Source organism: Magnetococcales bacterium (assembly GCA_015232395.1).
Classification (GTDB): domain Bacteria; phylum Pseudomonadota; class Magnetococcia; order Magnetococcales; family JADFZT01; genus JADFZT01.
Genome location: JADFZT010000015.1, coordinates 13,126 through 34,775 on the forward strand (window position 1 = coordinate 13,126; position 21,650 = coordinate 34,775).

General features: G+C 55.1%; 12 protein-coding genes. 9 read left to right on the forward strand and 3 right to left on the reverse strand.

Going from position 1 to position 21,650, the window contains the following annotated elements; translation table 11 throughout:
• Positions 1-61: 61 nt before the first annotated feature.
• Complete coding sequence (locus HQL52_06335; protein ID MBF0369057.1) at positions 62-1,318, reverse strand: toxic anion resistance protein; 1,257 nt, start codon at positions 1,316-1,318, stop codon at positions 62-64.
• A gap of 50 nt (positions 1,319-1,368) precedes the next feature.
• Positions 1,369-1,965, reverse strand: a complete 597-nt coding sequence (locus HQL52_06340) for a hypothetical protein (protein ID MBF0369058.1) — start codon at positions 1,963-1,965, stop codon at positions 1,369-1,371.
• A gap of 380 nt (positions 1,966-2,345) precedes the next feature.
• Between HQL52_06340 and HQL52_06345 the strand changes: the two genes are divergently transcribed.
• Together HQL52_06345 and HQL52_06350 are read left to right on the forward strand one after the other, a co-directional pair.
• Positions 2,346-2,870, forward strand: a complete 525-nt coding sequence (locus HQL52_06345; GenBank protein ID MBF0369059.1) for an RNA polymerase sigma factor — start codon at positions 2,346-2,348, stop codon at positions 2,868-2,870.
• A 597-nt stretch (positions 2,871-3,467) separates the two neighbouring features.
• Positions 3,468-5,456: a von Willebrand factor type A domain-containing protein gene (locus HQL52_06350; protein ID MBF0369060.1), complete on the forward strand. Its 1,989-nt coding sequence runs from the start codon at positions 3,468-3,470 to the stop codon at positions 5,454-5,456.
• A 375-nt stretch (positions 5,457-5,831) separates the two neighbouring features.
• On the opposite strand, the gene HQL52_06355 is transcribed toward HQL52_06350, so the two are convergent.
• Complete coding sequence (locus HQL52_06355; protein MBF0369061.1) at positions 5,832-10,004, reverse strand: transporter substrate-binding domain-containing protein; 4,173 nt, start codon at positions 10,002-10,004, stop codon at positions 5,832-5,834.
• An 814-nt stretch (positions 10,005-10,818) separates the two neighbouring features.
• Between HQL52_06355 and HQL52_06360 the strand changes: the two genes are divergently transcribed.
• From HQL52_06360 to HQL52_06390, 7 genes are all read left to right on the forward strand, one after another.
• Positions 10,819-11,460, forward strand: a complete 642-nt coding sequence (locus tag HQL52_06360; GenBank protein ID MBF0369062.1) for a cobalamin-dependent protein — start codon at positions 10,819-10,821, stop codon at positions 11,458-11,460.
• 17 nt (positions 11,461-11,477) lie between these two features.
• Entirely contained in the window at positions 11,478-12,539 is a 1,062-nt protein-coding gene (locus HQL52_06365) for a uroporphyrinogen decarboxylase family protein (GenBank protein MBF0369063.1), read from the forward strand.
• Complete coding sequence (locus tag HQL52_06370; GenBank protein ID MBF0369064.1) at positions 12,529-14,292, forward strand: DUF1638 domain-containing protein; 1,764 nt, start codon at positions 12,529-12,531, stop codon at positions 14,290-14,292. The genes HQL52_06365 and HQL52_06370 overlap by 11 nt, the downstream gene beginning before the upstream one ends.
• Positions 14,289-14,735: a response regulator gene (locus HQL52_06375; protein MBF0369065.1), complete on the forward strand. Its 447-nt coding sequence runs from the start codon at positions 14,289-14,291 to the stop codon at positions 14,733-14,735. Before HQL52_06370 ends, HQL52_06375 begins: the two co-directional genes overlap by 4 nt.
• The gene (locus HQL52_06380; GenBank protein MBF0369066.1) at positions 14,732-18,241 is read left to right on the forward strand and encodes a PAS domain S-box protein; all 3,510 of its coding nucleotides are present in this window, start codon (positions 14,732-14,734) and stop codon (positions 18,239-18,241) included. Before HQL52_06375 ends, HQL52_06380 begins: the two co-directional genes overlap by 4 nt.
• 259 nt (positions 18,242-18,500) lie before the next feature.
• Positions 18,501-19,442, forward strand: coding sequence for a phosphate/phosphite/phosphonate ABC transporter substrate-binding protein (gene phnD, locus HQL52_06385; GenBank protein MBF0369067.1), 942 nt, complete (start codon positions 18,501-18,503; stop codon positions 19,440-19,442).
• 2 nt (positions 19,443-19,444) lie between these two features.
• On the forward strand, positions 19,445-21,592 hold the full coding sequence (locus tag HQL52_06390; protein MBF0369068.1) for a PAS domain S-box protein: 2,148 nt from the start codon (positions 19,445-19,447) through the stop codon (positions 21,590-21,592).
• Positions 21,593-21,650 lie beyond the last annotated feature (58 nt).

Consider the following 21,650-nt stretch of genomic DNA (forward strand, 5'->3'; position numbering starts at 1 on the left):
CAATGCTCCTACAGCTATCAGATGGATCGCTCCCATCATTCAGAGGCTCCGTTATACCCCATCAAACCCCAGCAGACTCCTTGGCCTGACGCGCCAGGGTGTGGGGGTCGGCATGTCGGCGCATGCGGCTGTTGAGGTCAGACATGGTGTTGCTGATGCCCCGGGCGTTTTGTTCGGCATTTTCAAAAATATCCAACAGCTCTGATTGGGCCATTTCATACTCTTTGCAGGCCGCTTCCAGATCATCAATACGAATCATTCCTTCGGCATTCATCCGCGCTGTGGCCACGGTGGTTTGGCGCACCTGCTCAGCGGTTTGGCGAATGGTGCTGCTGGCCGCATCCATGATTTGAGCGGCACTGCTTACCAGTTGGGCCTGCTGGGCGGCGGCGGCTTTCACAGCCAGGGCGTTTTGAACGCTGGGAAGCAAAATATTGGTGACCCGCCCCACCAGCTTTTGCACTTGCCGGCAGTTGTTGATCAAATTTTCCGCCCCCATGCGGGATTGGATGTTCAATTGATCCACTGTCTGGAGATCGATCACCAGGGTGGAAAGATCGTTGGTGAGATAGGTCAGGGCCTGATTGCGCAGGGGGTCGGACTCCAGGGTTCGGGCTTGATTGAGTTGCTGCCAAACCAGCTGCCCCTGATAGATGGCGGTCTGGAGAGCCTCCTGGGTGCTGAATAGATGATTGGCGATCATCCCCAGCTCCGTGGCGTTGTGCAGCGCCTTGTCCCGCTCGGTCCAGAGGTGGCGCTTGAGGGCATCGATGGTGGAGGCCACCGTATCCCGGCGCTCGTTGATCAGAACCATCACCTCCTCTTTTTTGGGAAGCCGCATCACGGTCCGTTTGATAAAACCAAACACCTTGCCTTCGAACTTCCCCTCGGTGGCAGCCACCACATGGGGGTTGACCAGATCCAACTGGGCCTTGATCTCCATCAACCCCTTGGCCACCGGATTTTCAACGTTGATGGTCTGCATCACCGGCCCGATTTTGGTATCCATCAAGGAGACCTGCCGGGTATTGGCATCCATGGCCGGTTTGCCCAGGGCATAGAGCTCGGTGGTGATGGCGATATCGGAAGGATTTTTTAAAATCGCCTGCACCAGCTGATGGGCTTCCTGGTGGAGGCGCTCATCCTGGGCCGTATCCAAAAAGTCTGGGCGAACCGGGACGATGGTTTCGGGGGTTTGCACCGCCCCGGCCCCAGGAACAGCCAGGGAGCCCTGGGAGGGGGCGTTGGGAGCCAAAGCGGTTGGCTGATCTGCCAGTGAATCCGGGGTGGAGGTGGTGACGGAGGGGAGGTTGTCCATCTATCTGGCTTCCTTCTGCGAGGTTCGATTCTGTTTTGGTCGGAAAAGTATCAATATTTTTGTTTGAGGAATCCCTGCTCCACCTGAAATTCGTGGAGTTCTCCCTGATCCAGATGTTTTTGCAGTTTGGCGACATTGGCCTGAAGCTCAGCCAATTGCTGGATCAGTTCGGCTTGTTGGGCGGTTCTGGCCGCTGGTTTGAGATCCACAAAAGAGCCAAGCAATTTGGGCAGGTGGGTGGTGGCCAGCTGTTCCAGATCGAAGGTGGTCTCTGAACCCGGAGATTTTTCCCGGGCGTGGGGAATGGTGTTCCAGAGGAGATCGATGAGCTGCTCACAGGGGAGGAGGATGGCGATATCGAGGGGAACCAGACGAATTCGCTCGTTGAGTTGGGTCAACTGCTCCTTGACCAGCCGCTCCGGCGCCCCCGGGTCGGGTTTAACCGCCTGCTCGATCACTTCCTGGGCCACCTCCGAGGCTTTTTCACCCCGAGCGCGAGCGATGAGAAAGATCGTCAGGCCAATGCCGACGGCCCCCCCCACCAGGAACGAAAAAAGCGTGCCTGGACGAAAAAAATATTGCACCAGATAGGCGGACAAAAAACCCACAGCCACCCCAAACATGATGCTCTTGGTTTTGTCATCCATTCATTTATTCCAGATAGCTGAAAAATAGTTGATTCCAATCATCTCACCCACCCCCATCATAGCCCATTGCTGAGGGAAGTTCTATCCGCACAACACCAAGCCCCCCTCCTCCCCCAGCCACCACCATAGCCACCATCAGAACACTCCAATCAGCTGCTAATCCCACCAAATTTTCCAGAAAACCCAACTGCGTACCCCCACTTTGCCAGAGGTACAAAAGATGATCATTGCAAAAACATCACCCCACCCCCCAAGGATCCGCCCCATTGAAACGTCCAAACAAACAGATGAATAATGATGCGTCCCTGGCCAATCAATGCGAGGATAGCCCCCTCAACGCATCCATTGTAGACAGAGCCAAAACCACCCAGGCGTGAGTCATGGATAAACTTGCCCAACAAGCCCAGCAAGGGGACCAAGCCGCTTTTGCCTCCCTGCTGGAGAGCCATTATGAGCGCATCCACAGGCTCTGCTACCGCTGGACCGGTCATACCCAGGATGCCGAAGATCTGGCCCAGGAGGTGTGCATCACCCTGGCTCGGGCCATCACCGGCTATCGTGGGGAGTGCGCCTTTGCCACCTGGGTCTATCGCATCACCCTGAACACCGCCCGGGATTATCATCGCAGCCAAAAACGACGAGGGGAGCGGGAGCGTGGTGGCGCCGATGAAGCCACCGCAGCTGATCCAGCACCCGATCCGGAGCGGGCGCTGATCTCCCGGCTGATCCTCCACTGCATTTCCCTCCTGCCCGAACCCCTTCGGGGGGCGGTGTTGCTGGTCCATGCCGAAGGCCTCAACCACCGCCAGGCTGGAGAAACTTTGGAGTGTGCCGAGGGCACCATCTCCTGGCGTTTATCCGAAGCCCGAAAAAATCTCGCCACCTGCCTGGAACAGGGAGGCTGAACCATGACCCCCCATCGACTCGACGACGACACCCTCAACACCGCCTTCAAGGATCATCCCGTCCCCCCCGCTGATGATCGCGCCAAAAAAGCGGCGATTGAGGCCGGTATGGCAGAATTTTATCGACTGCGCGAAAAAAAATTCCAAGGATCTTCTTCCCCCCATCGTCTGACCTCCCAAACGAGACACTTTTTCCAACGCATGGGAGAATGGATGATGAATACGAAAACCTTGACCGCCACTGGCGCCCTGGCCACCTGTGCCCTTCTGGCACTGGTTATTTCCAGCCAACAACCCTCTCGCCTCACCTCCGCCCCCGACGACACCCTCATCGTCGCCAGTGAGCAGGCCCAGCAGGCCCAGCGGTCCCCCACCCTGGCCTCTCAAGCCAAAACAGCCAGGGAGGAGACCCCTCTCCCCCGGGAAACCCTCACCGCCACCGGCCAAACCAGTAGCGAGCCCCTCCCTGTCGCCGACAGGATCGGATCCATGGGGAACACCACTCTCGCCGCTTCCGGTCAGGATGAAGGTGCCGCCGCCAAAGCCCCCCTTTCAAACGACACATTTCTCATGGCCAGCAATCAAGCGGCTCCAGCCATGAAACCCGGCTCCGCCCTTCGAAAAAGCGCTCCCCTCAAAGAGGCCCGGATCCAGCCCAGTCCAACTCCCGAAGCCAAACGCCGCCAAGCTGCGATTGAGCTGGAAGAGATGGCCCCCATGAGTGAGCCTCCAGCACCCATGGTAGCCGAGATGAGTGGCTTGGACGCATCCATGGGGGGTGCCAAAGGGAATGCCATCGCCTCCTCCAGTTCTGCCCTTACCAGCAAAAAAGCCGCGCCCTCGCAACCACAACCCCGCAGCTATGCCGATGCCCTCCGGCAATACCGGGCCACCCCCTCCTCTCCAAAAGCCGATAGCGCCCAACCCGAGGGGCGGTTGCGCACCAAACAAAAGCAGTCAGCCCCCACCTCCGCCACCAGGGCGCTCCCGGGCAAATCAGCCAAACGCGCCGCCCCCTTCAATGGCGCACGCCCCACCGCCCAATCCTTCCTGGCATCCCCTGGCAATTCACTCATGGCCCAACCCCTCATGGCCATTGCTGGTGATCAAGCCGTCGCGCCCCCTCCAACCCTGGAGCGGGATCGCCACGAAGAGTATAAGACCAATCCCGTCAAGAGAGTCAGCGAAGCGCCGGTCTCCACTTTTTCGGTGGATGTGGATACCGCCTCCTATAGCTTTGTGCGACGCCTGATCAACCGGGGCCGCCTCCCCGCGCCCAACGCCGTGCGGGTGGAGGAGATGATCAACTATTTTGACTATGATTATGCTGTCCCCACCGATCTGGAAAAACCGTTCCAGCCCAACGTCTCCCTCTTTCCCACCCCCTGGAACCCCAACACCCGCCTGATGCAGATCGGCATCAAGGGCTACGCCCTGGCCGATGGTCAAAAACCCCGGAGCAATCTGGTCTTTCTGCTGGATGTTTCCGGCTCCATGAGCAGTCGGGACAAGCTCCCCCTGCTGAAACAATCCCTCCGTCTGTTGATCAACACCCTGGAGCCACAAGACACCATCGCCATCGCCGTCTATGCGGGGGCTGCAGGTAGCGTGCTGGAGCCCACTCCGGTGAAAGAGCGTCATAAAATTTTGGCTGCCCTGGATCAGCTCCAGGCGGGGGGGTCCACCGCTGGCGGGGCCGGGATTGAACTGGCCTACTCTCTGGCTGAAGGAAATTTTCAAAAGGATGCGGTCAACCGGGTGATCCTGGCGACCGATGGGGATTTTAACGTGGGTGTGGCCAACCATGAAGCCCTCAAGGGACTCATCGCCCGCAAACGCAAAAGCGGTATTTTTCTCTCGGTGCTGGGGTTTGGCCAGGGCAACTATAACGACCAATTGATGCAGACGCTGGCCCAAAACGGCAACGGGATCGCAGCCTACATCGACACCCTCAGCGAAGCCCGCAAGGTGTTGGTCGAAGAGGCCTCAGCCAATCTTTTCCCCATCGCCCGGGATGTCAAAATCCAGGTGGAGTTCAACCCCCAACGGGTGGCGGAATATCGCCTCATCGGCTATGAAACCCGCCATCTGAATCGGGCTGACTTTAACAACGATCAGGTGGATGCCGGGGATGTGGGCTCAGGGCACAGCGTGACGGCTCTCTATGAAATCACCCCGGTAGGCAGTGTGGGGTTGATGGATGAACTGCGCTATGGCCGCAACAGCCAGGCCAAAGCCCAGGCAAAGAGTGTGACCAACGGGGCAAGTGGGACAGAGCCTGTAACCGGAGAAATGGCCTTCCTGAAAATGCGCTACAAGCTGCCCGGCGAAGCCCAGAGCCGCCTGATGAGTCAGGCCATCACCGATGCCGATCTCTCCACCAGCGTGGACAACGCCCCCCGGGAGAGCCGTTTTGCCACAGCCGTTGCAGCCTTCGCCCAGCTGTTGCGGGGAGGAACCCACCTCCAGGGGTTTGAATATGACGAAATCATCGCCCTGGCCCAAAGCGCCAAGGGGGATGATCCCTTTGGCTACCGGGCGGAATTTATCTCGATGGTGCGTCTGGCAGCCTCTCTGGAGAGATAATCACTTCGGTCTCATTTCCGGAATCCCCAAGCACTCCGGGATCCCGGAACGCATATAGCAATTCAAATCAAGAATTGGACATATGCCGCTGTACTTTTTCTGTCATTCCCGCGAATGCGGGAATCCAGGGGGGCTGGCGCGAACCTTTCCAAAATCTTGTATCACTTTCAGCAAAACACCGGCCTTTCTTGAAGATTTGGTTTTTCCTTGAGGGCAATCATCAGCTCCCTGGATCCCCGCCTTCGCGGGGATGACGAGTCAGGGAAGAATGTCCAATTTTGAGATAGAACTGCTAAACGATATGCCGATGTCGATTGGGGTCAAAATGAGGTCGACTGGAGTCAAAGTTTAAACCCAATACAGGGAGCCCCCCCTTCACCCAGCGGTCAACTCGGTGATGGCAGCCAACAGCCTTTTTTTCCGAATCGGCTTGGTGATGTGAAGATCACAACCGGCAGCCATGATCTGCTCCGACTCTTCAGCCATGGCGTGGGCGGTCAGGGCGATGATGGGGGTGGGGTTGGTGTGGCTCTGAGCCTCCCAGGTTCGAATCTGCCGAGTGGCCTCATAGCCATCCATCACCGGCATCTGGATATCCATCAAAACCAGATCGAAATGTTGGTCCTTAAAGTGGACCACCGCCTCCGCCCCATTTTCCGCCATCACCAGCCGGTGCCGGGTTTTGCGCAAGAAAGCCTGAATCAACAGCCGGTTGTCCTCAGCGTCATCCACCAACAAAATCTGCAAGTCCATTTCATCAGGTGAGGTGTCTGGCGTTTCCCCTCCCTTGGCGCTGGGGTGAGCCTCATCGGCCCGTGGAATGGTGACGCTGGATTCCACCGCTGAAAACGGGACTGTAAAGAGAAAAGAGCTACCCCGCCCCGCACTGCTTTCCAAGCGGATTTCCCCACCCATCAGATCCGCCAACCGCCGGCAGATGGTCAGCCCCAGACCCGTGCCGCCATGACTGCGGGTGATGGAAGAGTCGGCCTGGGTGAAGGGCCGAAAAATTTCCTGCTGTTTTTCCCGGGGAATGCCTGGCCCGGTATCGGTCACAGTAAAAAGGAGGTGATCTTCTGTGGCCCGATCCACTTGAAGCGTCACCCGGCCCTGTTTGGTAAATTTAACAGCGTTACCGGTCAGGTTGAGGAGCACCTGCCGCAGCCGGGTGGGATCCCCCCGTACCAGCTTGGGAATCCCCTCCCCCACTCCAGCTGTCAGCTCGATCCCCTTGTCCTGAGCGGTCAAAGCAAACAGGGCCATGGTTTCATCGATCAACTTTCGCAGATCAAAAGGAACCAGTTCCAGTTTCAGCTGCCCTGCTTCGATTTTGGAAAGATCGAGGATATCGTTGATGAGCGCCAGCAGCGTCTCACCGGAGCGGTTGAGAGTCTTGACATACCACGCCTGGGTATCGCTCAGCTTGGTCTCCTTCAATAGCTCCCCCATGCCCAGAATGGCATTCATGGGGGTGCGAATTTCATGGCTCATGATGGCCAAAAATTCACTCTTGGCCAAAGTCGCCTGCATCGCCTTGGCGTTGGCCTCACTCAGCTCCCGGTTGAGGCGGGAGAGGGTCAGATGACGATAGAGAATGATCAAGCTGATGACGACAAAGGCCAGGACCATTTTCAAAATCAGATCATGATCGATCTGATGTTGGATCTTCACATGGGCCCAACGATCGGTGATGGTACGTCGATCCTGATCGGTGAGAGAATCAATGGCCTTGTTGAAGACGCTGATCAGAAGGGTTTGATCCAGATGGGCGGCAATGTGAAATTCATTGGAAAAATCCAACTGACCGGCAATCTTGACCCCGGTAATACCCGCCTCCTGGGCGGCATAGCTGATAGCAGGGATGGTATCGAGAAAGGCATAAATCCGACCGTCCCGGAGCTGTTCCAAACCTTCGCGGATATTGTCTGTCTCAATGATATCCACCTCTTGATCCAAAGCCCGGAGGCGATCCACCAAAGAGTAGCCCCGAACAACACCAATGGATTTATCGAGAACGGCACTGGCATCCTGAATAAAAAGTGCCTCGCTGCGGGTGGCGATGGCGGTTGCGGTTTTATAGTAGGGCTTGGAAAAGAGCATCTCCCGAGCCCGCTCGTCACTGTAGCCAGCGGCTGACAGAATATCGCACTGCCGCTGTCGAAATTTTTCCTTTGATTCTTCCCAGCTGCGGGTTTGAATCAAGCGGATGGTCACACCCAGGCGGGTCGCCATCATCTGGACAAAATCGGCTGCAATCCCCTCGTGGCGACGAACATGGTTGATCCGCTCAAACGGCATCCAATCCGGATCGACACACATGGTGATGCGATCCTCTTGACTCAGGAATGCCTTTTCCGCCTCGCTGAGAAGCACCCGAACCTGCAAGGTGTCGCCGCCATGCTGATGTCCACCGAGCCAGGTTTCCCGGAGTTTGCGTTTTTCATCGAGGGAAACCGTCTGCATCGCCTTTTGAAAAATATCGCGCAGCAGTGGCCAATCCTTGCGCACACCGATGCGATCATAGAATTGATCCCCCCCTTCAAAATGAGCCTCCCCGGTGACAAAAACGCTGGAGATGGCTGTCTCCAGAATCAGATGCTCGATAGCTGCTGCCACCCCCACCGTGGCATCCACCTCACCAAAGGCCACCGCCTTGATGGTTTCCAGGGTGTTGGGTTTCGTGATCACCTGGATGCCGGGATATTGCTTGGCCAAAAATTCCTGATAGTAAAACCCTTCGACCACCGCCACACTGCGACCATCCTGTTCCAGCTTGGCCAGGCTGTTGACCGGCTGGCGATCCAGACGCATGAAAATGGCTGGAGGATCCTTGATAATCGGTTCGGTAAAGAGAGCATAGGCACTGCGGTCCGGGGTCTTGACAATATTGCCCATCACGTCGATTTCCCGGTTTTGGAGCATGGTCAAAAATTCATTCCAACCCGGACCAGTCACATAGTCGATGGTGATCCCGAGCTTGGTGGCCAACAGATTCAACAGATCGATGGTGTAACCTTGGGCCCGTCCTTCGGAATAAAAATTAAACGGCGGCCAATCTTTTTCGTTGTGAACCCGGATAACGGGATGTTTTTCGATCCAGGCCAGCTCCTCTGGAGATAAATGCAGCCCACTCTCCCCGTTCGAAGCCATCTGGGGCGTGAGGCTCATACTCTGCAACGGCACCCACTCCTGAACAATGCGATCAAAGGTGCCATCCAGCTTGATTTCATCCAATATCCGCTGCCATTGCCGCACCACCGCAGCATCGGTATTCAGTGAAAAGGCCAGATAGGCGGGCAGATCCTTCACCGCTTGAACCGCCTGAAGCAGCTCTGGATCGACCCCCGCTTTCTGGGCAGTATGGGCCATGGTGATGTTGCTGTTGATCCAAAGATCGATCTCCCCATTAACCAAGGCTTGAATGCCCTTGGCCGGATCTGGAAAGGGGATCACCTGATAGCCGTTATCCAGCAACCACCGCTCCGAGGCATAGCCGCTCACCGCCCCGGTTCGCAGAGCTTTCAAGTTGCTCCCATAGGGCTCCTTGCGGCCAAACAGATAGAGCATCTCCGGGATCAACGGACCGACCCACTGAAACAGTTTTTCTCTGGCCGGGGTACGTGAAGGGGGCAGCAAGGCGGTGTTGGGCTCCTCCTGGGCTCTCTGGAAGGCTTCCGACCACAGCTCAATGTGGATGGGATCCTCCCGCCCCATCCGCTGTAAAATTTCCCGAACCACCTCTACCCCAAGCCCGGTCAGGCGACCCTCTTTCATAAAACTGACCGGGGGAATGTTGGGGGCCAAAATGGTTACTTGGTGTTTCTGTTCCCCGGTCCAGCGGTGGATGATCCGGGACAACTCCTCCCGGGATATCTGCTCTATTCCGTCATCCAACATTTTCAAGAGCCCACGATCACCATCCTTGACCGCTGAACGCAGGGTAAGCAGGTCGATGGAATCAGCCGCAGTGCGGATTTTCTCTATGCCATCCAACTGATTGAGATAGTGCAGCCCGATGACGTGTTCCATCAAAAAAGCATCCACCTGTTGATTCAGAGCGGCTTGCACGACCTCTTCGTAGAGGTCAAACTCTACCTTGATGGCGTTGGGGGCTTGTTTGGAGAGCAGATCGCTATGAAAATCGGATTTGACCACCCCCACCCGCAAGCCATCCAAACTTGAGATACCAGTAGCCTGTATGGGAGGGCAGAAGAAAAGGGTGGAGCGAAGCTCGAAGAAGGATAAACTGAAATCAAATTGCAGGTCCCGCTCCGGGGTATAAAAAACCCCGCCCAGAATCTGGATCTCCCCACTCTTCACCTGAGCCATGGCCTCGTTCCAGGGAAGCAATTCAAACTGGATGGGCTGCCCGGTTTTTTGCGACCAGAGTTGCCAAAAATCGATGAGCGCTCCAGATAATTGACCCGCCTCATCGGTAAAGACGTAAGGACGGGTTTCCGAAACGGCGATGGTGAGTGGATCGTCAGCGGCCCCCTGGGCTGGCAGGGGTTGGAGCTGAAAAACGCAAAAAACAAGGAAAACGACCACAGGCAACAACAGCCTGCAAAACCACCCAATGGCTCTCGCTACTGAAAGCCCTGAACTGGCTGGATTGTGATGCCAACAAGTTTGGCTGCCATTCATCAAAAACGTCCCTGTCTTCCATCCACCATCCACGCACCCTCAGAGTCGCTTCAAGACAAAGCGACAGACATCATAACAGACTATGCCTGCAACGGGGAATTTAATGCCTTGCTCCAAGAGAAAAATATTCACCCTGTCGAACCTGGGGGGCTTGACGCAAAAAGTGATACTTGACGCTGTTAGAGTGGATCAGAATGATTGAAAATATCACATCTGAGGCTGAAACAGGATACCGTTTCAATGCCCCTCAACCAAAGAGATACGGCCAGGTTCGATCTGTTGCAACAAATTTTTTCAATGTCGAAATAACGATTTTTGTCGAAATAACGATTTTTCAATATCCCAGGCATCGAAGCCACTATTTACCTGAGATAGCCGACTGAAGGTGAAGTGAAACCAGCAATATTTCCAGACTTAATGTCTTCTGTCAGAGTTTGTGATAGGACATTAACAATTTGGTCTTTCCTGTTAACCCGTTTGACAAAAACAGTCTGGATTTATCGGACTCATTCTTGTATTGTCTTGTAGATACTTGTTGTTTTCCGTCACGTTTTTTTGGAGTATCTTTTTTGCTTCGCTCCAGCAGAGCCAGGGCTTATCCTCAGACAGGAAACAGTCTTTCTGAAAGTTTCATATAAGTTTTTGCTGTATTTCTTTTATTATTTTAAGAAATTTCAAACACTCGGGCTTCCAAACTTTTCCGTCAAAGGTCTATTAAATGGTTTCCACTGCGGTCGACTCTCCTCCACCGACTGAAGCCCTGCAGCAGGCACTCCTGGGGGTTGATAGAATTCAAGCCCGTGCCATCGTTAAAGATTATTCCCAGGATCGCTCCCCTTTCGAGCTGGTGGAAGAACTATTCGTTCCAGTCATGGAGGAGATTGGGCAAGGCTGGGAAGCGGGTGAGATCGCTCTCTCCCAGGTCTACATGAGCGGACAGATCTGTGCTGAGCTGGCCGATGGCCTGGCGTGGGAAGCCTCGGAAAAACCCTGGCCCCAACCCCCCATGGCGATCTGTGTGCTGGAAGATTACCACCTACTGGGCAAGCAGATGGTCTACAGCGCCCTGAAGGCCAGCGGCTATGACCTCATCGACTATGGGCGGATGGATATCGACGCTCTGCTGGAGCGGGTCAAAAAGGACGGCATCCAGCTGCTTTTGGTCTCCGCCCTCATGTTGCGTGCCGCCTTACGGGTCAAGGTGCTCAGAGCCCGCCTCCAAGCCGAAGGGTTGCAAGTCCGCCTGGTGGTAGGGGGGGCACCTTTTCGATTCGATGCCAAACTCTGGCAGGAGGTGGGGGCGGATGCCATGGCCCGCAATACCGCTGAAGCCCTGACCGTAGTGAGGGAGCTGTCATGAATCATTCCCCTTCCCCCATGACCTCCCTGCAACGGGTACTCACCACCCTGGGCCACCAGGAGCCGGATCGGGTACCGCTTTTTCTGCTCTTTACCGTCACCGGAGCCCAGGAGATGGGACTCTCCATCCGGGACTATTTTTCCAGCGCCAAAAGTGTCGCGGAAGGCCAGTTGCGCCTGAGAAAAAAATATCACAACGACTGCCTCTATGGCTTTTTCTACGCCGCCATCGAAACCGAAGCCTGGGGGGCGGATGTGATCTGGTTCGAGGATGGCCCTCCCAACGCCGGAGCCCCCATCCTCCGCACCCCTGCCGATATCGACCGTTTAACCCCACCCGACATCCTGAAAACCCCCTGCCTGGCCCGGGTGTTGGAAGCCCAATCCCGGATGAAGGAAAAAATCGGTGACGAGGCCCCCATCATCGGTGTCGCCATCTCCCCTTTTTCCCTGCCGGTGATGCAGATGGGGTTTGGCCCCTATCTGGATCTGATCTACAACGACCGCCCCCGCTTCCACCAGCTGATGGCCCTCAACGAAGCCTTCACCGTCGCTTGGGCCAACGCCCAACTGGCTGCGGGAGCCACCGCCATCTGCTACTTCGACCCCATCTCCTCCACCACCACCATTCCCCCTGAACTCTACCGGGAAACGGGACAAACCGTAGCCAAGCGCACCATCAACGCCATCAACGGCCCCACCGCCACCCATTTTGCCTCGGGCCGGAGCTTATCCATCCTGGATGATGTGGCGGAAACAGGAACGGCCGTAGCCGGCATCAGCACTGAAGAGGATCTGACACAAATCAAAGCAGCCTGCCAGGGAAAACTGACGATTCTCGGCAACCTCAACGGGGTGGAGATGCGCCGCTGGCGACCGGAAGAGGCTGAAGCCCGGGTCAAAGAGGTGATCCGACAAGCAGGAGCCGGGGGAGGGTTCATTCTTTCGGATAACCACGGGGAAATCCCCTACCAAATTTCCCACGAAGTGCTGGAAGCGATCTCCCAGGCGGTGCGTCGCTGGGGAAATTATCCTCTGGAATGGGTCACCCAGCCGGAAAGTGACCGCCATGAAAGCTGATCTCACCATTTTGGTTTGTGGTCACCTCCATCGGGAGGTGGAAGCAGCCGTTGCCGCTGAAGGGTTGCGGGTGGAAGTCAAAACTTTCAGCGCTGACTGTGATCAACCCCTCTCTCACGCCGATGAACTGCTCAAAACAGCGAACGCCTGCCCGGGAGAGGTGATGGCTCTGGAGGGCGGATGTCTGACCCCCCACCGGGAGCGATTGACCAAAGCGGGCATCACCCTGTTTGGAGAGGCCCTCTGTTTTGAACTCCTCGCCAGCCAGGAACTCCTGGCAACCCCTCTGGACCAGGGAGCCCACCTGCTGACACCGGGACTGCTGCAAAATTGGCGAGAGAAGGCTGCCCGGTGGAATTTTACCCCGGAGCAGGCCAAAAGCTATTTTCAGGAGAGCGGCAGCCATCTGTTGCTTCTGGACACCGGTATTGATCCAGAGACCGAAACACACCTCAACGCCTTTGCCGATTATACGGGACTTCCCGCCCAGTGCCTGCCGGTGGGATTGGCCTATCTGGGCGCCAGGCTTTCGGCCCTGGTTTACCAGGAACGCCTCACCCTTCAAAAACAAGAGCTGCTGAGCCGCAACCGACAGCTGGCCGATGCCGCCATGCTGGTGCAGCTGACCGGGCAATTGACGGTTTTTTTAACCGAAGAGGCGGTGATTCAAGGCACGTTGGAGCTTTTCAACATGCTTTGTGCCCCGGAAAAGATCTCTTTTGCCCCCATGGGGAGTCCAGAGACCGCTCCCCTTTTCAACTATCCCGAGCCCCTGTCCCCTGAATCCATGACGGCAGAGAGTCAAACATTAACAGCCATCACCGAAAGCGGCCCTCTTGGCGAAGATGGTTTTGATCTGGTACTCACCAATCAAAACCAAACCATGGGGGTGTTGCGGGTGGCGGGGATCGCTTTTCCCCAACATCGAGACCGTTATCTCAACCAGGCGATCCAGGTGGCACCGGTCGCCGGGCTTGCCATCGCCAACGCCCGCACCATGCAGGCCCGGGAGCGGGATGCCAAACGCATCGCCACCTTGAATCACACCCTGGCCCAACGTCTGGCCGAACTGCACGCCGTCAACGATGAACTCGAAGCCTTCACCTATTCGGTCTCCCACGATCTGCGCAGCCCCCTACGCGCCATCGACGGCTTCAGCGCGGCCCTGATGCGGGAATATGGAGAACAGCTCGAAGGCAAATCAAACCACTATCTCACCCGGGTACGGGCCGGGGCCACGCGCATGGGGCAGCTCATCGACGATCTGCTCAAACTCTCCCGCTCCACACGGGGGGAGATGAACAGGAGCAGCTGTGATCTCAGCCTCATGGCAGAAGAGGTGATAGCGGCTCTGCGCGCCAAGGAGCCACAACGCCAGGTCGAAGTACAGATCGAAACAGGGCTGCAAGCCGATGCCGACGCCCGATTCGTGCGGGTGGCGTTGGAAAACCTCCTGGGCAACGCCTGGAAATATACCGGTCGCACCCCCAATCCACGAATTACCATGAGCCGGGATGGCGACCATTTTGTCATCGGTGACAATGGTGCCGGGTTTGATATGGCCTATGCCAAGCGGCTGTTTCAACCCTTTCAACGATTGCACGACGAAACTGAATTTGAAGGCAGCGGCATCGGCTTGAGTACGGTTAAAAGAGTGATCCAGCGCCACGGCGGCGATATTCGCGTTGAATCAGCTGTCGGCGAGGGGACTCGCTTTTATTTTAGTCTGGAACCAGAGGAGAGTTCATCATGAACCAACCCACTATTTTTCTGGTAGAAGATAATCCAGACGATGTGGAGCTGACCCTCAAAGTGCTCCAGGACCATCATTTTCATGCCCATGTAGAGGTTGCCCGGGATGGTGCCGAAGCGGTCGCATTCCTGACAGGGGCCAAAAAATCCCTCAGAGGCAAGTGGCCCCCCCACGTCATCCTGCTGGATTTGAATCTGCCCAAGCTGCCCGGCCTTGCCGTCTTGCGCCATTTGCGAAACGACCCCCTCATGGCCTGCACACCGGTCATCGTACTCACCACCTCCGACGACGCCCACGAATGCGATGAATGCTATAATGAAGGCGCTACCAGCTTCATTCGCAAACCGGTCGCCTATGAGCAATTCGAAAAAGTAATCCAGCAACTGGGTCATTATTGGCTTGACCTCAACATGCCACCCCCCCGGAAAATTCAGGGCTTATGAATAATCCGGTCAACGTGCTGATCGTCGACGACTCTCCCGACGATGCCGAACTCCTTGGCATGGAACTCTCCAGCAATGGCCTCCACGCCCATTGGCGACGGGTGGATGATGAACCGGGCCTATTAGCCGCCTATCGGGAAGAGCCATGGGATGTGGTGCTGTGCGATATCCGCATGCCCCACCTGAGCACGGAACGGGTCTTGGAAATCACCCGGGAAACCGATCCTGACACCCCGGTGATCATCATTTCCGGAACCGTGAATGAAGCCGACGCCATCAATTTTTTCAAGGCTGGCGCCCGTGATTTTCTCTCCAAGGATAATCTCGCCCGGCTGCCCATGGCCATTCGCCGGGAAATGGTGGAGCATGATTCCCGCCAGGCCCGGCGTCAGGCAGAGGAGCAGTTGCGACATCGGGAATCCCACCTGCGTTCCCTGCTCAATGCCATGGCCGAAGGGGTCTATGTGGTCGATATGGATGGCCTCTGCACCACCGTCAACCCCGCCTGTATCCAGCTGCTTGGTTACGATAGTGCTGATGATCTCATCGGCCAACAGATGCATGAACTGGTTCACCACACCCATAGCGATGGCCGCGCCTCCCCCAGAGAAACCTGCCCCATTCATAATGTCATTGAGACGGGAACCCCCTTCAAGGAAAGCGATCAGTTCCTGTGGCGTCGGGATGGCAGTGGCTTTCCCGCCTCCATTCAGGCTGTGGCTCTGAAGGATGGGGATGTGGTGACCGGAGCAGTAATCACCTTTTGGGATATCAGCGAGGAGCGGGCCGCCGCCCAAGCTTTGCAGGCCAGTGAGGAGCGCTATAAACTAGCCGAAAATGCCGTCAATGATGGGGTTTGGGATTGGAATATTCTGGAAAATACCGTCTACTATTCCCCCCGCTGGAAGGAAATTTTGGGCTTCCGGGACGACGAACTGCCCAATACGGAATCATCCTTCTTCGATCTGGTCCACCCAGAGGACAAAACCGCTGTCAATCTGGCTATTGAGAACCATTTGGAAAAGAACGAACGCTACGCCCTTGAGTTTCGTCTGCGGCACAAAGACGGCAGTTACCGCTGGATTTTGAGTCGGGGAGAAGCGGTCCGGAACGAGGATGGCCAACCGATCCGCATGATCGGCTCCATCAGCGACATTACTGAACGCAAGCGGATGTATGATGCCCTCTCAGAGAGCGAAACCCGGCTGCGCTCCATCCTCGACTATGCCCCCGCCTTGATCTCCACCAAGGATCTGGAAGGCACGATCACGCTGGTCAACCCCCGTTTTTCGGTCCTGGCAGGCCCTTCTCCGGAAGATTTCATTGGCAAAAACGTCTACGACCTTTTCCCCCACGATATCGCCGATGCCCTGTGGAAAAATGATTTGGCGGCCCGCGAAGGTCCAGTAGAGGTGGAAGAGGTCGTCGGCCACAAAGATGGCACCCTGCACACCTACCTGACCACCAAGTTTCCGTTAACGGATGAATCGGGGGCTCTTTTCGGCACCTGCGCCATCTCCACGGATATCACCGACCGCAAGGAGATGGAAGCCGCTTTACGCAAAAGTGAAGATCAATTCCGCTCGCTGGTGGAATCCACCTCCGATTGGATCTGGGAACTCGATACCGAGGCCAATTTCAATTATGTCTCCCCCCGGGTGAAGGAAATCCTGGGTTATGAGCCCGAAGAAATTGTTGGCAAGCTGACCGGTTTTGATCTCATGCCCGGGGAAGAAGCCGAAAAAATCCGCCAAAAATATATCGAATTCGTAGCCGCAGCCAAACCCTTCAACAACATGGTCAACGTCAACCTCCACAAGGATGGACGACAAGTGATCATGGAGTCCAGCGGTCGTCCTTTTTTTAATGAATCAGGCAAGCTCCTTGGGTTTCGCGGTATCGACCGGGATATCACTGAACGCATACACGCTGAGGAGGCTCTGAAAGAGAGGTTGAAGGAGCTGGCATGCCTCTATGCTGTCAATCGCTATATGCAGGAAGATTTAAGCATTGACGATTTTTGCAGCCTCACCGTCAAACGCACGGTGTCAGCCATGCAGCATCCGGAATTGGCTGTACCGATCATTGAGCTGCACGACCGGCAAATCACCACCGACAAATATTCGGAAAAACTCTTTCACAACCTCCAGCAAACCATCCGCGTCAAAGGGGAGGCCATCGGCAGCTTCAGGATCTACTATTCCGAAGAAAAACCCTTCCTGATTCCAGAAGCACAAAACCTGGTCAACGCCATTGCCGAAACCATTGGCCGCTGGCTTGAACGCAAGGAGGCGGAAACGGAACTGATCGAAACCCGGGATGCCGCAAACAAGGCCAATCGCGTCAAAAGTATTTTTCTGGCCACCATGTCCCACGAAATTCGCACTCCCATGAACGCCATCCTGGGCATGGCTGAACTACTCACCGAGACCAGGCTTAGCGAAACCCAAGCGTGGTACGTCAACACCATCAATCGCTCGGCTGAAACACTCCTGGCCCTTATCAACGACATTCTCGACCTTTCCAAGGTGGAGGCGGGTCAACTGACCTTGGAGGAAACGTCCCTCAGCCCGGAACTCTTGATCGACAACATTTTGGATCTTTTTTCCCTCACAGCCATGGAAAAAGGAATCACGCTCACCTCTTCAATTGATAAAGGCGTTCCCGAAAAGCTCCTGGGGGATCCCACCCGATTGCGGCAGGTGCTGCAAAATTTGGTTGGCAATGCCATCAAATTTACCAATCAGGGGGAGGTCAGGGTTACGGTAACCAGTGATGCCAATCATCTGGTCACATTCACGGTAATCGACAACGGCATCGGCATTCCCAAAGCACGACAAGGCGATATTTTTCAGCCCTTTACCCAAGCAGACTCCTCCACCACCCGCAAACACGGCGGAACAGGCCTGGGGCTGGCCATCTGTCGGCGGCTGGCTGAATTGATGAAAGGCCAAATCACCCTGAAAAGCCAGCCCGGGGAGGGCAGTACATTCACATTGACCGTGCCTTTAAAGTTGGCTCCAAAGGAGGACTCCTCAGCTAAAAAGAAAAGGAAAACCAAGAAAACCAAGAAAACCAAGCGCCTTCTCTCCCCCGAGACGACCTTTTCCGAAGTGGGCCTAAAAATATTACTGGTGGACGACGCTGAGGATAACCGGCTTTTGATCCAGGCCTTCATGAAAAAGACCCCACACCATTTGACCATGGCCGAAAATGGTGAAGAGGCGGTCAGCCTGTTTAAAGACGGCCTCTTTGATATCGTGCTGATGGACATTCAGATGCCGGTGATGGATGGCTATGAGGCCACCCAAAACATTCGCGCCTGGGAAAAAGAAAACAACAGACTTCCCACCCCCATCCTGGCTTTAACTGCCCATGTCATGATGGAGGAAGCGGAAAAAATCAAGGCCGCCGGGTGTGATCTGCACTTGGCGAAACCCATTCGCAAACAGCGGCTGATTGAGGCAATCAACACATTCAGGCCAGACTCCGGGGAAAGCAGCTGATCCCTTCAAAAAAGGGGGGGAGCTTAGTCGGACGGACTGGTATTGATCCATCATCAGGAACGGAAAAGTTCCCCCACATTAAATTCAAGCGAATTTTGGCTGATGAGTTGGCATTTTGTTCGATTCAGGGCAAAATGTCATTTCTCAGGAGAAAAACCGGTAAATTGCTGCCGGGTTGAGAATGGATCATCTACGAAGAAGAGGTAGAATCGGAACATTTCGCTTTGCGCCTGTTTTGAGTCATTAGCGGAGTTATTGAATGCGTTGGATCAAATCAGCCACTCTGGCCATCCTGCTGGTAGCCTTCGGTCTATTGGCTCTGAAATTCAATCAAACAGAAGAGGTGGTCCACCAAGTCAATTTCAATCAAATTGCTGAAGAGGCGAGCCCCAAAACAGTGGATAATCGACCTGTTTTGCGGGTGGCTGTGGCTGCCATGATCTCCCCCAAGGAGACCAAAAAATATTATAACGAACTCCTCCGCCTCATCGGCCAGCGCCTGGGCATGCGCACTGAATTTTACCAGCGCAAAACCTACGCCGAAATCAACGACCTGCTGGAGACGAAACAGATTGACACCGCCTTTGTCTGTGCCGGCCCCTATGTGTCGGGACATGAAAAATTTGGCATGGAAATCATCGCTGTGCCGGTGGTCAACGATCAGCCACTCTATTATTCCTATTTTCTGGTCCACCGCGATAGCCCCATCACCACCTTTGCAGAACTGCGGGGCAAGCGTTTTGCCTTTACCGATCCGGACTCCAACACCGGACGCCTGGTCCCCACCTATGTACTGGCGCAACAGGATGAAACCCCCGAATCCTTCTTTGGCGAAACCTTTTTTACCCACAGCCACGACAATTCCATTCAAGCAGTCGCCGAAGGTCTTGCCGACGGGGCGGCGGTGGATTCGCTGATCTGGGATTTTATGGATCGGATCAATCCCAAATACACCCGTTTTACCCGAATTATCGAAAAATCTCCCCCTTACGGCATCCCCCCGATTGTTGTTCATCCCGATCTGCCCCTGGCCACCAAAGAGCGCCTGCGACAGATATTTACAGAACTTCACAACGATCCAGAGGCCATTCCCTTGTTGCGCCTGCTTCAAATCCAACGATTCGATTCGGGCAACGATGAGATATACGACTCGGTGCGGCTCATGGAAAATTGGCTCCACGACCACAACCAGGACCTCTGATCATGGGGCTTTCTCTCCGGCAACGGATTTTTCTGCGCCTGGAAGGATTGCTGATCCTGCTGATCATCGCTGTTTTTATTTCAACAGCCGCCTTTGATATTCCCAACCATTATCGTGACAGCAAGGCGCTTTACGGCAAGCAGGCCCACATTCTGGCACGACAATCCTCTGAACTGATTTTGTGGGATGACCGATTTGGACTAAAAAAACTACTGACAAAAGTCGTTCAGAGTGACGAAGCCATTGGTTACGCCTTTATCGAAAACAATACCGTTCCTCTGGTGCATACCTTTGCCAAAGGTGTTCCCCAAGAATTGTTGGCGCTTTATTCGGCAAGGGTTTCGGTAGAAGCGCCAGATAACATCACCCTGGAGGATGAACAGGGACAAATCTGGTTTAATATCAGTGTCAGACTTGAGGATAGCGGCACAACCCTTCATATGGGTATCGCCAAAAAAGTTCTTTTTCAGCGGAGCATCCACGATCTTAAAGGCGCGGCTGTTTTCATGCTGGTGCTCTTTTTGATCGGTACGGCCATCGCCAAAGGCATCACGTCGGTCACCACCCTGGAAGTGGATGCCGCCACAGACTCCCTCAAACGCAGCGAAGAACGATTCCGCTCAGTCACCCAATCCGCCTCGGACGCCATCATATCCGTTGACCACGAAGGCCGGATTTTATCCTGGAACAGAGGCGCTGAAATGATCTTCGGATATAGCCAGGATGAAATTTTGGGGCAACCCGTTGATCGCATTATTCCGGAACGATACCGCCAGAGTCATCATGCTTCCTTTGATGTAGCAGTCAAGATCGGCACCACCAAATTGGCAGGTCAAGCACTCGAATTGATGGCTTTACACAAAGATGGTCATGAATGTCAGGTGGAACTCACCCTGGGGGATTGGACCATTGGCAAAGTGCACTATTTTTCTGCTGTCATTCGGGATATTTCCGAGCGCAAAAAAGCCGAGGAAGCCCTTCGGGGCAAGAAGGTCGCTGAGGCGGCCAACCAGGCCAAGAGCCATTTTTTGGCCACCATGTCCCACGAAATTCGCACGCCCCTTAATTCCATCCTGGGTATGGGTGAACTCCTGAGGGAAACCCAGCTGAACGAAACCCAGGCCTGGTATGTCAAAACCCTCTCCAGCTCAGGAAATACCCTCTTTAACCTGATCAACGATATTCTCGACCTGTCGAAAGTGGAAGCGGGCCAATTGACTCTGGAACACGCCCCGTTCAACCTCAAACAACTGGTGGAAGAGAGCTACGAGCTGTTTACCTTTTCCGCTCTGGAAAAGGGAATCGCCTTTGACTATCAATTCGGTGAAGGGCTTTCCCAGTGGGTGATGGGTGACCAAACCCGGTTGCGGCAGGTGTTGTTAAACCTGATCGGCAACGCCATTAAATTTACCCAGCATGGCTCGGTCACCTTGACTGTGGAGGAGAGAAAGGAAGGAAAAATCGCCTTTGTCGTCACCGATACCGGCCCGGGTATTCCCAAAGAAAAACAGGCGGAAATTTTCCATCCCTTCACCCAAGCCGATACCTCCACCACCCGAGCTTATGGTGGAACGGGTCTCGGGCTCACGATCTGTCGGCGACTGGCGAATCTGATGGGAGGGGGAATCACCCTACAGAGCACAGCCGGTCAAGGTAGCGCCTTTACCTTTACAGCACCGCTTCCAGCTGCCGGGTCGGGAGAAATGGTGACCGTGGAGGCGCTGACATCTGAAATGCCCAGCCCTTCCGGAATTACCCCCGCTAATAAGGCTGAACAGAGCCTGAAAATATTGTTGGTGGATGATGCCCTGGATAACAGGCTGTTAGTGCAGGCTTTCCTGAAAAAAAGCCCCCACCGATTGGTCATGGCCGAAAATGGAGCCGATGCCGTTGCCCAATTTAAAAGCCAACAGTTCGATCTGGTCTTTATGGACATCCAGATGCCGGTGATGGATGGCTATCAGGCGACCCGAAAAATTCGTGCCTGGGAGGTCGAAACCGGTGCCAAGCCCACACCCATTCTGGCCTTGACCGCCCACGCCTTGACCGAAGAGTCGGAGCAGATCAAGGCGGCTGGGTGTGATCTGCACCTGACCAAACCAATCCAAAAAAAACGTCTTCTGGGTGCCATCCATCAGTTCATGGGATAATATCTGCGCCATCCACCAAACAGCATGGCAGACCAATCAGCCCAAGCAACCATGGCAA